Source organism: Sphingobium phenoxybenzoativorans (assembly GCF_018286635.1).
Taxonomy (GTDB): domain Bacteria; phylum Pseudomonadota; class Alphaproteobacteria; order Sphingomonadales; family Sphingomonadaceae; genus Sphingobium; species Sphingobium phenoxybenzoativorans.
The window spans coordinates 2,352,682-2,366,201 of the sequence record NZ_CP073910.1; the positions used below are offsets into that span (position 1 = coordinate 2,352,682).

Consider the following 13,520-nt stretch of genomic DNA (forward strand, 5'->3'; position numbering starts at 1 on the left):
GGATCAGATCATCCCCAGAGCAGCGAGGTAAGTCTCGAGGATCGCTTCCTCGACCGCGTATTCCTCGCGGTTCTTCTTCCGAATCGCCAAGATTTTGCGCATAGCCTTGGGATCGAAGCCACGGGACTTTGCTTCCATGAAGACATCCTTGATGTCGTCGGAGAGGCCCTTTTTCTCCTCCTCAAGGCGTTCTGCGCGCTCGATCAAAAGTCGCAGTTCGTCTGCGGCTACCACACCGTCCCGAATGCCTTCTGGTGTCTGTTCGCTCATATCGGATATCCCTTGTTGGTTTTGCGTGGACGGACCTTTCCGCCGTAAATGACTTCGTGGATGTGCTGCTTTCTGGCCGGGCAGAGCTGATTGTCCCGGTGCGTTCGATAGCCGCCGACTTCGGCATAACGGCGGGCGCGATCCGCCCCGAGAAGATCAAGCGCGGACGGCTTCCGGCGGAATAGGCTGATCATACTGCCTCCATCAGGGTGCGGATTTCGAAAGGGAATTCAGTCAGCCGGTAATGCTCTTCGGCCGCCAGCATCCCGGCGGACCAGCCTCGATCGACGTAGAAAACCGCTCCATCGGCGACCTTGCGCCAGGCTAGGCCGGCGGCGATTCCCCACTGCCGTTCGGACGCGAGTTCGTCGCAAAGCACGCCGGGCTGCGTGTAGAGCAGGTGGCTGGCGATCGGCGCCTCACCGCGATTGAGGCTGTCCCGCAGGCATGTGCGGGCGTAGGTCACGTTGCCTTCGATATCGCCGGCATAGGGGCTTTCCAGAATGACCAGCTTCATGCCGCCTCTCCGAAAAGATTGCCTTGCCGAACGGACGATTCAATTCTTCGGCAGGCCATGTCGAAAAACGCTGGATCGATCTCAATGCCGACAAATGCCCGTCCGTGAGCGAGCGCTGCGACTGCAGTCGTCCCGCTACCCATGAATGGGTCGAGCACAGTTTGACCCAGATCGCTGGCGTTAATGACGATCTTCTTCATAAGATCGAGAGGCTTTTCCGTCGGATGCCCGAAGTCGCTGTCGCCGACTTTGCCTTCCCAGACGCGCTTTTTCTGAGCGAGATTGTCACCGCCGACCCCGAAAGGCTTCCGCCACCCATGCCAGTAATATTCTAACTCCGGCTGATAGTGGCGGTTCGCAACGGGCATCGGGTTGGTTTTGCGCCAAAAGTTACCCGAGTGCCGCTCCAGTCCGGAAGTCTCGAACCACCGTGATATCTGAAAAACCTGGTCGTAATGGTAGAACACGGCAACGCTGTTGGCGCCCTGGGCGACTGCAGTCGTCAGCACGCCAGTGTCGAAGCCCTTGTCCAGCTTCGCCGCAGCGATGCGGTCCATGTTCGTTCGGTTTTGACGGAAAATACCTCCCCCAGAGGTCGGAAACTCATATGGAGGATCGGTAATCACCGCATCGATGTTCCCAACTTCTCGAAGTAGCTCGCTGGAATTGCCCAGATAAAGTGTTGCCGCGCCTATGCGCTCGACGCGGGTCATTTGCCGCCGCCTATCGCTACGGGCTTGGCCGCCGCCTCCAAGCTCTGCCGCGCGTTGATCACGAGCCGCACGCCGTTCATGTACTGCTTGGCCAGCATGGCGCGCGCCTCGGCATCCTTGATGCTGATCTCGCCCCTACGCAGAGAGACCAGATCGTCCGCGATGCCTTTAACGATAGCGTCCAAGCTATAGGGGCTCGCAACGTCAGTGCTTTCTGACATGGGCGACCTCCATCTTTATGAGGTTGAGGAGGGCCTGCGCCTTCCGGAACTGTCCCCATGCTTCGTATGGAAGGTGGGCAAGCTGGGTTCGGCCACCGATGGCATGGGCGCACTGCCAGCAGATCGGCGGCTCTTGAAATTCGGGTGTGTATGGATCGCGTTCGATCATTTGGCGGCAGGCCAGGCATTCGAACGGGTCCAGCGGCGGGGGAGGGGGCTTCCGCGTGATTTCGATTTTGATCCGGGCTTGACGCTGTCCGCTCATGACGGCATCCCATCATGCTGGACACCGTCTAGGAGGCGACCGGCGGCTTTCTTTCCGACGCGGCGCACCACGTGGAAACGGGCGCCGTGGAATCCGCTGCCGCCGGCAAGATTCAGCCAGCGAGACTTGCCGCGATCGATATAGTTGTTGGAATAGTCCGCTCGCCAATCTGGATCGTCGCGGTCACGGTCTAAGGCTACTTCCCACTCACCCCATTGCTTGAAGAGGAAGGGTATTCCGGACTCGGCGCACTGATCTCGCAGGCTGCGGGCCCAGTCGGGATGCATCGGCCGAGCTCCGGGGCCGCTCTCGCCGCCGACTATGACCCAATCAAGCGCTTCGAGCCATTCAGGCTTCAGAATTACCGCGCCCAAAAGGGGCTCCATCGACAACCCAACCCACGGAATGCCGAGCTTCGCCTTTAGTGCGATAAGCCGAGGAATGTCGCGATCGGCCTCCTCTTGGTTGACGACCGATATCAGCAAGCCAGCGTGCGACGGCCACGCCGGGGCGTTGATTGACGCCAGGCGCTTTTCCACCACTGACACGCGCTTCGTTACGATCTGTATAGCGAGCCTGTCCGCGCAGCAGATATGGCCCCAAGCCTCAGCGAACCAATCGATCGGCACTTCAGTGTCGAACAAGTCAGACATCGATTGGATGAAAACGCGGCGATACGCCGTCGGATTAATCTTTCCGACATAGTAGTCAGCGGCCCACCACGAGGCGCCATTGTGAAGCCTATACAAGAGTTTGACCGCCGACTTAATCTTGCGGCGCTCGGTTCCAAGCCCCCACTTCAAGCCAGTGCGCTTCGCCCACGCTTCGGCGTAGCAGTGGTCGCAACCAGGGCCGACCTTGGTGCAGCCCCACCAAAAGTTGACCGTGGCGTCGGTCCATTCAATCGAAGTGTGCTCGGCCATCAGAAGGGCACGTCCGCCAAAGCAAAGACGATGCCCCGGCAGTACTTTGCGTCATCCTCGAGGATTTCGAATGTCTCGTGGGGAATGACAGTCCGATAGGCCCAGGAGTATCCCTCTTCCTCGCACCAAAGGGCTTCGACCTTGGTGGCATATCCAAGCCGATTTTTTTCATGGGGGCATTGATCGCTGTCGCACTGACGCTGGTACAGGCCACTATCGGTGAAGTAGGCGGTGCCGCCCATGTAGCAGTCGACCTCATCGGTCACCGCGCCACGGATCTCCATGAGATCATCGCTGGCACCAAAGACTGCGACCAGGCCCGCAGCCTTCAGTTCCTTCGCGAATTCCTTCGGGCACTCTTTACGGTATTGGCGACCATTGAGCGCTTCGGCTGCAATCTTCGCGGTCAGGACTTTAGCGTTCGCGGAATCGCCCTCAGCGACCGCGTCTTCTGCGATTTCCATTGCTCACTCCAGTGGGGTCGATACCCCGCTCAAATTCAGGTCAGATGCTGTCCCCGTGGCTCGAAAGGGGCCACACGGTAGCGATCAACATATCCGCAGCCTCGGTCGTATTCGGGCGCTCAACGTGGTCGATGCGGTCATCCGCGGCGGCGTCGGTGATTACCGCCAGATGTTTCATGGCCGTGGCCACGATCATCATCGGACGCATCTCGTGATCTTCCTCGATGGCACTGGCCTGATAGCCGATCGTGGCAGTGAGGGCATTTACGGCGCGCTCGCCTAGCGCCCATGCAATGGAGAGCGCGTCTGCCAGGGCAACGCGCCGTTGCTTCTCCGGGATACGGGTCAGCAGCTGGTCGATCTGGTGGACGTTGACGCCGCTTTTTCGAGCCAGGTCGGCGCGCGTCGTCGACCGCTCGATATTGATGGCGCGGTCGATCTCGCTCCGCAGCTCCTCACGGACACGCTCGTCCGACACGACTGGTCCGTTTCGGACAGAATTGTTGCACTGCGTCATGCAAAAGGTCCTTCATGATAAGGAACGGAATAAAGTGGCACGCCTGCGAAGCTTGGAACCGACGGGATTTTCACGATCTCGATGGCGCGGTTGCGATTGGGCAGGCGTCGAATGAACCCGAACACTTCCAGTTGCTTCACGTTATAAGCGGCTGTTCCGCGCGACCTTGTGTCGACGCCCTTGCAAATCTCAGAAATGCTCGGGGACGTGCCGCCATGGGCCAGCTGATAACCGCGGATGAAGCGCAGGTATTTTGCCTGCTGTGCTGTGAGGCCAAGCATCATTGGTACACCGGCCAATCGGGCTCTACCCATTCAGGGGTGGTGGCGTGATGCGGCTCGGTTTCATGACGGCCGATCATTGCGGACAGGAGCCAGGTAAGTCCGAATGCCGCAGACAGCGCAGCGAGAGCGAAACCGCCGAATATGAGGATGGCGCCGATCATGCGTATGCCCTTGAAGTCAGTGGGCGATCTGCGCCGGGGCAGGGGCAGCCATGATCGGAATTCGCCCCACAGCGCGAGCACGTGTAGCGATGGACGCGAGGCTTCGAGAGCCACGCCTCTTTCTTGTAAAGCCAAGCACTGCGGCGGGCCTCGCTGATCTCCTCCGGAGTCGCCTTTTCGATCAGCTTGGCTCGGCGGAGCACATTGCGGACTGCCTGGGTGGTGACGCCGAACTCGTCGGCGATGGTGTCAATGCTGTCGCCCAGCTCGAACGCTGTCCGCATTGCCTCGTGACGAGCTGGCTTCGTGCCTTCAAAAAGCATCAGGCCGCCTCCCTCTGGGCATGGGGGCATTCCCTGATGGAGCACGCGCGGATTGCGGTGTCGTCGAGGCGGTGGTCGCAGGTGGTGCAGAGTGCCGGCGATGCCGACGCAGCATACTCAGCCATGAACGCCCGCACTTTTTCTTCGGTTGTGGGCCAGACCCTGCGGCGCCCCCTGATATCACGGACGAAATGCGGATCGCTCATGGCCTTCCGGCCAAACGTGATTTCCGACATGCCGCTCTCGTTAAGGAAAGCGTCAATATCGGCGACCAGTTCGGGATGATGCTCGGACATGAAGGCCGATATAACGTAGGACGTGTCCTACCGTCAACTACAAATGGTAGGACGTGTCCTAGCATGGCGCAAATGCCTGAATTGTGGGATGCGCCCTACATGAACCCAGTCCGTCAAACCCCTTGGCAAACATTCGTGGCGGCGGCGCTCATGCAGTTGCCCCGCGCAAGGGACTTTTACGATAAACAATTGCAAAAGCGGCTCGGCACTAAGGGCAAGCCGCTTTACGACATCTCTCGAGGTAAAAGCCAAAATCCAGGCCCGTCGACGCTTCGTCACATTGCCGAAGTGTTGATGCAGCCTGTTGACTTGGTCTCCCGTGCCGCGAATGGTGAAGATGTCGTTCCCGCGGCAGTGGACCTAGATGGCGAGCCTGATGAGGGTCGGTCTGACACCGCGCTTGAAACCATCGAAATTCAGGAGTGGGATTACGCCTATGGCATGGGCTCGGGAACGTATTTGGATTTACCGGTAACGGGCGAGCTGCATCAGTTCTCTCCTGGCTGGATGACCCAGTTTACAAGATCTCCGCCAGAGAAGGTTTTTTTGGCCCGAGGAACCGGCGACTCGATGATGCCAACAATCCTCGACACCGACGTGGTAATCATCGACACAGCCGAGCGAGAGGTCCGCACTGGCGATAAGCTCTGGGCGGTTGCGATAGGATCGGTGGGCTACATTAAGCGATTGCGGCCGATGCCAGATGGTGGTGTGAAGATCCTCTCTGATAACCCAAGCGTCCCGCCAGAGACCGCTTACGATAGCGAGCTGAATATAGTCGGGCGCGTCGTGGCGATCGTTCGGAAAACGTAAGCTGATTACAGGCAGGCGGAATTCCACAGCTTTGTGAACTCAACGTCTGAGATTTCCTCTCCCTGAATTACGACAGGCATCGAAGCGCTGGAGCCAGCGACGAATGGCTTAAATCCCGTCATCCCGCCAAAGCCATTGCGAGAGTTGATTTCGCCACATGCGAAATACTTCCCAATGGGAACCCGAACGTTGCGAGTCTCCATAGATCCCGGATCGCGAAGGCTTTTACTTAAATTGCTTAGGGCCATAACTTGAAGCACCGCTGGAGACGGCTTCGAGTCGCCCGACGGCTTGTGCTCAATCGATGCTGCATTGTGGTCGGCCGTACTGGGCTTTGTCGGTAGGGTGAAGATCCCCAGTATTATGATTGCGACCAGGATCCAGCCGAATATGGCGTTGCTTTCTTTGCCTCGGCGCTCTGGCTGCCGGGCCTGGCAAAAGCGGCAGACCACCGCCGCCGTCTGGATTTTCTCTGCGCACTGTGGACATCTTTTCACGGCTTCACCCCACCACCAGTTGACTATCAAAGAAACTTGGCGACGGTTCAACCGTGCATCGTTCGAGAATGGATCTTGTCATGCCGCGTGAGATGTCCTTAGCCGTGGTCGGGGCTGCATTTGACAATAAGGCGGGACCGAAGCGCACTTTCGAAATCGAAATGTGTGTGCCCGGTGAGCCGATCGAGCTTCGGCCTGAGCCGAAAAACCCGGTTGACCCCAACGCTGTCGCGGTATTCAGCGTGCGGGGGATCCAGATCGGATACATCCGTGCAGAGCGTGCGCCAATGGTCCGCCTCGCAATGAGCCGTGGCGAAGTTATCGCAATATTCCAGCGCTCAGAGCCATGGGGCGCAATCATCCGAGCGTCGCTCGACGGGCGCGCCCCAACCCTTCCGCCAGAACAAGTTAAAGACTCGGCCGATTCGCCACGTACCGAGAAGACTGACGAAGTATGGTGGCCGGATTATATCCCGCCAGACGATTGACGTAGGACAAGTCCTACTTTTGCAGTTGACACGGTAGGACACGTCCTACATAACATCTTCATTAGCCCCACACCGGGCGATGGAGGTCTTACATGCAAATCGACGAAGCGCGCTTGGCCGAGGTTCAGGCAAGAGGTTTGAGCTCGGGCGGGCATTCGGGGATCGAGGCGGGTCTCTGCGCAATGGAGGCTGCGGCGTATATTGCCGGGGAGCCGTGGTCAGACCACCCGCAGTGCGCTTGCCCGGTTATCACTGCCTTTATGATCTCGTGGAACGACAATTTGTCCGACGAGGATCGCAACAGACTGATCCTCCCGCTTGTCCCACTGACCATCGGAACGCGATCAACGGAATACGTCGAGAAGCGCCGCGCGCTGATGGCGATGGACTGGTATATCCGCGTCCAGACGCCCGCATGGCTGCGCTTGGCTGGCCTGACGAAGCAGGCTGACACGCTCGCGGGGATCCCCGAAATTACCGATATGGCCAAGGTGCCATCGATCCAGCCCGCGCTGGAGGCTGTCCAGAAGGATGCGAGCGCGGCAAGGAGCGCGGCAAGGAGCGCGGCATGGAGCGCGGCAAGGAGCGCGGCAAGGAGCGCGGCATGGAGCGCGGCAAGGAGCGCGGCAGAGAGCGCGGCATGGAGCGCGGCATGGAGCGCGGCAAGGAGCGCGGCAGAGAGCGCGGCATGGAGCGCGGCAGAGAGCGCGGCAAGGAGCGCGGCAGAGAGCGCGGCAAGGAGCGCGGCAGAGAGCGCGGCATGGAGCGCGGCAAGGAGCGCGGTCCGCGATGTCCTCAAGCCGACTGAGTTAAGCCTTCAGGATAGCGCCCTTGATCTGATCAGGCGGATGTGTGCGGTTAAGGAGCCTGTCCAATGACCGTTGCCGTCGCAGAGGCCGTCGGTGATGATGGCTGGATCGATTGGTCGGGCGGCGATTGCCCGATCCAGTCCAAGACCGTTGTCATCGGTCGTGCAATTCTCCGCAAAAGTGGGCTTTGAAAATTCCCTAGTTGGTGGCCCCTTCATCTCATTCTGCCGGGGCTAGCCCCGGCAGAATGAGATGAGCCGACATTGTCCTCATCTCCTTTGCAGACACGGAGACGGGGCCGATGATCCGACTTGGAGAATTGATGATGATCCTCGAACTACATCGGCAGGGCGTATCGATATCCGCCATTGCCCGACGCACTGGTCGCGACCCCAAAACCATCCGAAAATATATCGAACGGGGCATCGAGGCCCCGGTTTACGGCCCTCGCATGCTGGGGCGACCGAACAAACTGGCACCCTATCTGGAATTTTTGCGTGAGCGAGTGACGGCCTTTCCCGATCTGACGGCGGCGCGTCTGACGCGGGAAATCCGTGAGCTGGGGTATATGGGCGCCTATACCGCGGTAAAGCGGTTCCTGGCAGCGATCCGGCCGGAAAACGGCCCTAAGCCCTTTGAGGTTCGGTTCGAGACGCCGCCTGGCGTGCAGGCACAGGTCGACTTTGCCCGGTTCGTCGTCGAATTTACCGATGAGCCCGGCGTCAGCCGGATCGTCTGGCTGTTCAGCCTGGTGCTGGGACATTCGCGCTTCCTGTTTGCGCGCTACGTCATGCATCAGGATCTCCAAAGCCTGTTGCGCTGTCATATGCAGGCCTTTGAAGCGCTCGGCGGCGTCCCGATCGAGATCCTCTACGATCGCATGAAAACCGCTGTGACCGGGGAAGACGATCAGGGCCACATCATCTACAATCGATCATTGCTGGCTCTGGCCGGGCATTATCGCTTCGTGCCGCGCGCCTGCCGTCCCTATCGGGCCAAGACCAAGGGAAAGGTCGAGCGGCCATTCAGCTATATCCGCAAAGACTTCTTCCTGGGCCGGAGCTTCCGCAATCTGGACGATCTCAATGTCCAGCTGATCGACTGGCTCGATACCGTCGCCAACGTCCGTGTCCACGGCACGACGCAGCGGATTATTGCTGAAGCCTTCGCCGCCGAGCAGCCTGAGTTGCAGCTGCTTCCGGCGGGCCGCTTTGACGCTGTTCTGAAGCTGGAGCGCCGCGTCAGCCACGATGGGATGGTCTCGGTCGGCAATTACTACAGCGTTCCCGATCGCACCCGGCGCGTCGTCGAAATCCAGCAGTTGCCCGACAAGATCCGGATCGTAGACCTGGGCCAGGTCATTGCCGAGCACCCGGTTCTTGAGGGGCCCGACAGTACAGGATCGATCCTACGCATCGGACAGGCGGCAGCGGCGCCAAGCGCCGTATCCATGGCAAAGAGGTAATCGCCATCGGTCGTATAGGCCAGCATGTCGCTGTGCGCTCCCTGGCCATCTATCAGGCGATCGGCAGCCAACTGGCGCGGGGAGAACGGCCATGAACCATGGGGGTGCCGCATCCCGCGTCGATAATATCCGCCGCAGCCTGGTCCATCTTAAAATGCCACGCGCCCTGGAGATGCTCGACGCCACCCTGCGCGGCATAGAGCAGGGCAAAATCGATGGCATCGAGGCCATCGACATATTGCTGAACGAAGAACTGTCGCTCCGGGAGAACCGCAGGATCAAGGCGGCCCTGCGCATGGCAAGGCTGCCGATCATCAAGACTCTGGACGGATATGACTTCTCCTTCCAGCCATCGCTCGACCGGAACCGCATCCTGGCGCTCGCTGGCCTGGACTTCATCAACCGGGCCGAGGTGGTGCATCTGTTGGGTCCTCCCGGTACCGGGAAAAGCCATATCGCCACTGCCCTTGCTGTCGAGGCCGTGAAGGCGGGCAAGAGCGTCTACTTCATCCCGCTCGCCGATCTGATCGCTTCACTGACCAAGGCGGAACGGGAGGGCACGCTGCGCGAGAGGATCCGCTTCCTATGCCGATCCTCCCTGCTCGTCGTAGATGAGATCGGGTATCTTCCCGTCACGCCCGGGGGCGGCAATCTCTTCTTCCAGCTCGTCAACGCCCGATATGAAAAGGGTGCCATGATCCTGACGTCCAACCGCGGCTTCGCCGAATGGGGTGATGTCTTTGGCGATCCGGTGGTGGCCACCGCGCTGCTCGACCGCCTTCTTCACCACGCTGTCGTCATCCAGATCGAGGGCTCCAGCTATCGCATGCGACAGCACGCCGACCTCCTGCCCGAGCATGCGCGCATGGCAACGTCCATCAACCCACCGCCCTTGCCGAAACGGCGCGGCCGCCCGCCAGCAAAGGAAAAGCCCGATCTCCATCACGGCTGATCACCGAAACAAACCCTCCCGCCAAACTAGGGAATTTTAGATGCCCACTTTTGCGGAATCTTCGGCGCCCGTTGACAACCGTCGAGTATCAGCTCCGGTATCGGGGTGGATGGGACGGCCCCATCATGACCTTAGGTCACTTCGGAGACAGGAAAGGCCTCTGGCAGCACAGCAAGGACGATCCGCAGCGCGATGTCGTTGCCTACCGCATCTTCGGAGATGTCGCATGAGCTCGCCTCACACAGACATGCGCTATGGCGTTTCTCCAAGCTCTCAGGATGTCTTGGATCTTCTCGACGGTCTGCATCAACTGGCCAAGGATGACTGCTGGGCACCGTATTACGGCAACCCGCAGATGCTGCTGAACGCGGCGATCGACTACGCCGGACAGGCGCGAGATCCCAATGTCAGCCTTCACCGCCGGCGTGAGCATGCGGCCGCAGCAGCCGCGCGGCTTATCGCCCATGTCGAATATCTCGATGCGCAGCTTGCTGCCGGAGAGGCGGTGGCGGCATGAGCGCGTCCTATTTGATGCAAGCCTTCGCCGATCCCGAAGCCGAACTCAAGGTGGGTGATCTGCTATTCACGGACTACGGCCACGCATTGGTGGCGCTTCAGCGCCACATTAAAGCCGGAGCGGCCTATGGCCTGATCCGAGACGAAGTCCACGGCAACCGCTGCGCCACATACGATGCGCAGTCCGGCTTGCGGGAGTTTCCGCAATGAGCGGCGTCTGGATAGTCATGGCGCCCGTCGCCGTGGTGATGCTCTACCTCATCGGGATCTCAGCGGTCACTCTCATAGCGCTCATTGGACTTGTAACGGTTTTGCGCCGGTCACCTGAGCGATTAGAGCTCGCAACAGGAGACCGACGAGATGATCAAGCATACAGAAGAGTTCAAGCAAGAGGCGGTACGGATCGCGCTGACCAGCGGGTTGCCGCGCGATCGGGTTGCATCGGATTTGGGGATAGGGAAGTCGACGCTGGGCAAGTGGGTATCGCAGTATCGGCCCAGTGATCTGGTTTCAGCGCCGCAGGCAGATCTGGCGCGTGAGAATGAACGCCTTCGCCTTGAGAACCGTGTGCTGCGGGAGGAGAGGGAAGTGCTAAAAAAGGCCACGCAGTTCTTCGCGAGCCAAAGGCCGTGAAGTTCGCATTTGTGCATAGCTGGCGGCACCGGTGGCCCGTTGAACTGCTCTGCCGTGTCATGGATGTCAGTGAACGCGGCTATCGTTCCTGGCGCTCGCGCCCGATCAGCAGGCGGGAGCGGACAGATATGAAAGTGCTGGCCCATATCCGGGAACAGTACAGGCTGAGCCTTGGCAGCTACGGCCGTCCTCGCATGACGATGGAGTTGAAGGAGGTAGGGCTCGATGTTGGCGAGCGCCGGGTCGGGCGGCTGATGAAGATCAACGGGATCAAGCCAGTCCGCACGCGCAAGCACAAGGTTACGACTGACAGCCACCATCGCCTGGGTGTCGCAGCGAACTGGCTGGACGGCGATTTTGCCGCAGATGCGCCCAACCGTAAATGGGCCGGCGACATCACCTATATCTGGACGTCCGAAGGCTGGCTCTACCTTGCCGTCATTCTCGATCTGCATAGCCGTCGCGTCGTAGGCTGGGCAGTCAGCGACAGGATGAAGAAAGACCTGGCGATCAGGGCGCTGGATATGGCGGTGCGCCTGCGCCAGCCTCCCGAGGGCTGCCTTTTCCATTCGGATCGCGGTAGCCAATATTGCTCCTACGACTATCAGAAAAAGCTGCAGGCCTATGGCCTGCGTCCATCAATGAGCGGCAAGGGAAATTGCTACGACAATGCGTCCGTCGAGACCTTCTTCAAATCCCTGAAGGCGGAACTCATCTGGCGGCAGAGCTGGCCGACGCGGCGTCAGGCAGAAGCCGCCATCTTTCAGTACATCAATGGCTTCTACAACACCCGTCGCCGCCATTCATATCTAGGCGGCATCAGCCCGCTCGCGTTCGAAGCCAAGGTGGCATAATGAGATAGGTGACCGGCACAAAACCGTTACAAGTCCACATGGCTTATGAATATTGGCCGAAGATCCTGAACGCGCTGGAGGGTGTAGAGCCCTTGGACACGCCGCGGCCGGTGAAGATCAAGCGCCGCAAGTCAGCGTCCAAGTTGCTGCCTATGGAGCAGGATCGTCCCTGGTGGATGGTTTGGAGGCGAGCATGACCAGCGGAGCGCAGCCGCGTTGGCAGTGGTTCTGGGGTTACGGCTCCTGTCCAGAATCCTACTATATTGGCGAAGCTGCCCGCGAGGCCACCATTGATCAGGCGCGGCGTGAGGCTGAGGGCGACACCTTCACTATCTGTGAGGCTCATCAGGGAGGTGCGCTACGCTGCCGCTTTGACGCCGAGATCGTCCTTGAAAACTTCGAAGAGCAAAACTTGGACGCTTGGGGCGAGGACGGCGCTGACATGGACCTCAAGGATGGTGCGCGCGCAGATCTTGAGCAATCGCTCGGCGCAGCCTTTGACGCTTGGTTTGCCAAATGGAAGCCATGCAGGCGTTGGACATTCACTGCGTCTCGAAACGAAGAGACATTTTATTCGGAGTCCGAGGCATGAGGTGCAACGCCATAAACATGCTTCGCCAGGCCAAAAACTGTCTAGAGGGCGGTCAGTCCGATGATTTCGGCTACAGCGTCTCGCTCGAGATGCTTGCCGAGCACTTGGCCGACGTCCGAGACGGCAAGCACACATGGGAAGAATTCGCTGAATTCTACTGCCTGACTGAGCGTGATCGCAAGCAGGTGGCGGCATGACGCTTTGTGAAGAACGCAGGGCACGCCAAAAGGCGGAAGCGCCGCGCAGGCTGGCAGAGATATATGCCGAGACCGAGCGAACACGACAGCGCATGGCCGCCCTGGCTCAATACTGGGCAAAAATCCATCCCAAAGCCTCGCCGGTTATACCCCATACCGGATCTTCCCTAGTTAGCGCAGCGGCTGTCGAGGCCGGTCGCTGCGCCAACCTTTCAGGTGCGCGATGAGCTATAACCGCATGGACCATGCCGGCTGGGTCGAGGACAACAATCGCGCCTTCAACAGCGTCAACCGCAACCGCAGGTCGTTCAGGCCTGCGCCCGAAAAACTCACCGAGTTTCAGGCCAAGGTCATGGACATCCTCGGTATGGTCGGCGGCGGCATCTACAACGCCCCGATCAACTGGGAGAAGGTCAGCTGGGGCACCGGCATATGGCATAGCGGAATTTTCGTGCCTTGGCGCGATGGCCGCATGGCGACCTTCGACTTCTATCCGCTGACCAACTTGGTGTTCCTGTGTCACGAGGCTCGCATTCGATGCGAGATCCGCGCCAAGGCCGCCGGGCACTTCGAGTTATCTTTCTTCCAGCGCTCTCATGAGGGCGGGATGAGCGAGCGGCATCCAAATCTCGACGAAGCCGTAGCGGCGTTCCGGGAGTATCTCTCACCGGAGCATCGGGTTGTCTATCGGCAGCCAGAGAAGGTCGCGGCCTGATGCTCCGCCGCTCCGCCCTTAAGCCGCGCAAGCAG

At 59.7% G+C, this 13,520-nt stretch carries 24 protein-coding genes and 1 pseudogene; 12 read left to right on the forward strand and 13 right to left on the reverse strand.

Annotated features, from left to right (window positions below; genetic code table 11):
* Positions 1–3: 3 nt before the first annotated feature.
* Genes KFK14_RS11435 through KFK14_RS11495 form a run of 13 tightly spaced genes read right to left on the reverse strand, consistent with a single transcriptional unit; the run spans position 4 to position 4,954 of the window.
* A complete protein-coding gene (locus KFK14_RS11435; RefSeq protein WP_212610891.1) occupies positions 4–270 on the reverse strand; it encodes a DUF2312 domain-containing protein in 267 nt (88 codons plus the stop codon).
* Positions 267–464, reverse strand: coding sequence for a hypothetical protein (locus KFK14_RS11440; protein WP_212610892.1), 198 nt, complete (start codon positions 462–464; stop codon positions 267–269). The genes KFK14_RS11435 and KFK14_RS11440 overlap by 4 nt, the downstream gene beginning before the upstream one ends.
* Complete coding sequence (locus tag KFK14_RS11445; RefSeq protein WP_212610893.1) at positions 461–787, reverse strand: DUF7768 domain-containing protein; 327 nt, start codon at positions 785–787, stop codon at positions 461–463. Before KFK14_RS11445 ends, KFK14_RS11440 begins: the two co-directional genes overlap by 4 nt.
* Complete coding sequence (locus KFK14_RS11450; RefSeq protein WP_212610894.1) at positions 784–1,500, reverse strand: DNA-methyltransferase; 717 nt, start codon at positions 1,498–1,500, stop codon at positions 784–786. Before KFK14_RS11450 ends, KFK14_RS11445 begins: the two co-directional genes overlap by 4 nt.
* Complete coding sequence (locus KFK14_RS11455; RefSeq protein WP_212610895.1) at positions 1,497–1,721, reverse strand: hypothetical protein; 225 nt, start codon at positions 1,719–1,721, stop codon at positions 1,497–1,499. Before KFK14_RS11455 ends, KFK14_RS11450 begins: the two co-directional genes overlap by 4 nt.
* On the reverse strand, positions 1,705–1,986 hold the full coding sequence (locus KFK14_RS11460; protein WP_212610896.1) for a hypothetical protein: 282 nt from the start codon (positions 1,984–1,986) through the stop codon (positions 1,705–1,707). Before KFK14_RS11460 ends, KFK14_RS11455 begins: the two co-directional genes overlap by 17 nt.
* Complete coding sequence (locus tag KFK14_RS11465; protein ID WP_212610897.1) at positions 1,983–2,909, reverse strand: DUF5131 family protein; 927 nt, start codon at positions 2,907–2,909, stop codon at positions 1,983–1,985. Before KFK14_RS11465 ends, KFK14_RS11460 begins: the two co-directional genes overlap by 4 nt.
* Complete coding sequence (locus KFK14_RS11470) at positions 2,909–3,373, reverse strand: hypothetical protein (protein ID WP_212610898.1); 465 nt, start codon at positions 3,371–3,373, stop codon at positions 2,909–2,911. The genes KFK14_RS11465 and KFK14_RS11470 overlap by 1 nt, the downstream gene beginning before the upstream one ends.
* Before the next feature lie 40 nt (positions 3,374–3,413).
* Positions 3,414–3,851 (reverse strand): hypothetical protein, encoded by a 438-nt coding sequence (locus KFK14_RS11475; RefSeq protein WP_212610899.1) that lies wholly within the window; start codon positions 3,849–3,851, stop codon positions 3,414–3,416.
* 35 nt (positions 3,852–3,886) lie between these two features.
* The gene (locus KFK14_RS11480; RefSeq protein ID WP_212610900.1) at positions 3,887–4,174 is read right to left on the reverse strand and encodes a LexA family protein; all 288 of its coding nucleotides are present in this window, start codon (positions 4,172–4,174) and stop codon (positions 3,887–3,889) included.
* On the reverse strand, positions 4,171–4,335 hold the full coding sequence (locus KFK14_RS11485; RefSeq protein WP_212610901.1) for a hypothetical protein: 165 nt from the start codon (positions 4,333–4,335) through the stop codon (positions 4,171–4,173). The genes KFK14_RS11480 and KFK14_RS11485 overlap by 4 nt, the downstream gene beginning before the upstream one ends.
* Positions 4,332–4,658, reverse strand: coding sequence for a hypothetical protein (locus tag KFK14_RS11490; protein WP_212610902.1), 327 nt, complete (start codon positions 4,656–4,658; stop codon positions 4,332–4,334). The genes KFK14_RS11485 and KFK14_RS11490 overlap by 4 nt, the downstream gene beginning before the upstream one ends.
* On the reverse strand, positions 4,658–4,954 hold the full coding sequence (locus tag KFK14_RS11495; RefSeq protein ID WP_212610903.1) for a hypothetical protein: 297 nt from the start codon (positions 4,952–4,954) through the stop codon (positions 4,658–4,660). The genes KFK14_RS11490 and KFK14_RS11495 overlap by 1 nt, the downstream gene beginning before the upstream one ends.
* A 63-nt stretch (positions 4,955–5,017) precedes the next feature.
* Here KFK14_RS11495 and KFK14_RS11500 point away from each other — a divergent pair, with 63 nt between their 5' ends.
* The 12 genes and pseudogenes from KFK14_RS11500 (at position 5,018) to KFK14_RS11550 (ending at position 13,485) form a co-directional block, all read left to right on the forward strand.
* On the forward strand, positions 5,018–5,767 hold the full coding sequence (locus tag KFK14_RS11500) for a S24 family peptidase (RefSeq protein ID WP_212610904.1): 750 nt from the start codon (positions 5,018–5,020) through the stop codon (positions 5,765–5,767).
* A gap of 577 nt (positions 5,768–6,344) precedes the next feature.
* Positions 6,345–6,752 (forward strand): HIRAN domain-containing protein, encoded by a 408-nt coding sequence (locus KFK14_RS11505; protein ID WP_246524995.1) that lies wholly within the window; start codon positions 6,345–6,347, stop codon positions 6,750–6,752.
* A gap of 92 nt (positions 6,753–6,844) precedes the next feature.
* Positions 6,845–7,630, forward strand: a complete 786-nt coding sequence (locus KFK14_RS11510) for a hypothetical protein (RefSeq protein ID WP_212610905.1) — start codon at positions 6,845–6,847, stop codon at positions 7,628–7,630.
* On the forward strand, positions 7,627–7,752 hold the full coding sequence (locus KFK14_RS24230; protein ID WP_281417183.1) for a hypothetical protein: 126 nt from the start codon (positions 7,627–7,629) through the stop codon (positions 7,750–7,752). Before KFK14_RS11510 ends, KFK14_RS24230 begins: the two co-directional genes overlap by 4 nt.
* A 110-nt stretch (positions 7,753–7,862) precedes the next feature.
* Positions 7,863–9,121 (forward strand): annotated as a pseudogene (gene istA, locus KFK14_RS11515) (IS21 family transposase).
* Entirely contained in the window at positions 9,118–9,978 is an 861-nt protein-coding gene (gene istB, locus KFK14_RS11520; RefSeq protein ID WP_212608198.1) for an IS21-like element helper ATPase IstB, read from the forward strand. Before istA ends, istB begins: the two are co-directional and overlap by 4 nt.
* A gap of 226 nt (positions 9,979–10,204) precedes the next feature.
* Positions 10,205–10,495, forward strand: a complete 291-nt coding sequence (locus KFK14_RS11525; protein WP_212610906.1) for a hypothetical protein — start codon at positions 10,205–10,207, stop codon at positions 10,493–10,495.
* Positions 10,492–10,704: a hypothetical protein gene (locus tag KFK14_RS11530; RefSeq protein ID WP_212610907.1), complete on the forward strand. Its 213-nt coding sequence runs from the start codon at positions 10,492–10,494 to the stop codon at positions 10,702–10,704. The genes KFK14_RS11525 and KFK14_RS11530 overlap by 4 nt, the downstream gene beginning before the upstream one ends.
* 150 nt (positions 10,705–10,854) lie before the next feature.
* Positions 10,855–11,981, forward strand: a protein-coding gene (locus tag KFK14_RS11535; protein WP_115288562.1) for an IS3 family transposase whose coding sequence is annotated in 2 segments (ribosomal slippage) — positions 10,855–11,086 and positions 11,086–11,981 — 1,128 coding nt in all. Because the reading frame shifts where the segments join, the coding sequence is not laid out codon by codon here.
* Positions 11,982–12,174: 193 nt separating this feature from the next.
* A complete protein-coding gene (locus KFK14_RS11540; RefSeq protein WP_212610908.1) occupies positions 12,175–12,573 on the forward strand; it encodes a hypothetical protein in 399 nt (132 codons plus the stop codon).
* Positions 12,570–12,770 carry a hypothetical protein gene (locus KFK14_RS11545; RefSeq protein ID WP_212610909.1) on the forward strand — a complete coding sequence of 67 codons (201 nt, stop codon included), beginning with the start codon at positions 12,570–12,572 and terminating at the stop codon, positions 12,768–12,770. Before KFK14_RS11540 ends, KFK14_RS11545 begins: the two co-directional genes overlap by 4 nt.
* 238 nt (positions 12,771–13,008) lie before the next feature.
* The gene (locus tag KFK14_RS11550; RefSeq protein ID WP_246524996.1) at positions 13,009–13,485 is read left to right on the forward strand and encodes a hypothetical protein; all 477 of its coding nucleotides are present in this window, start codon (positions 13,009–13,011) and stop codon (positions 13,483–13,485) included.
* The last annotated feature ends 35 nt before the right edge of the window (positions 13,486–13,520 follow it).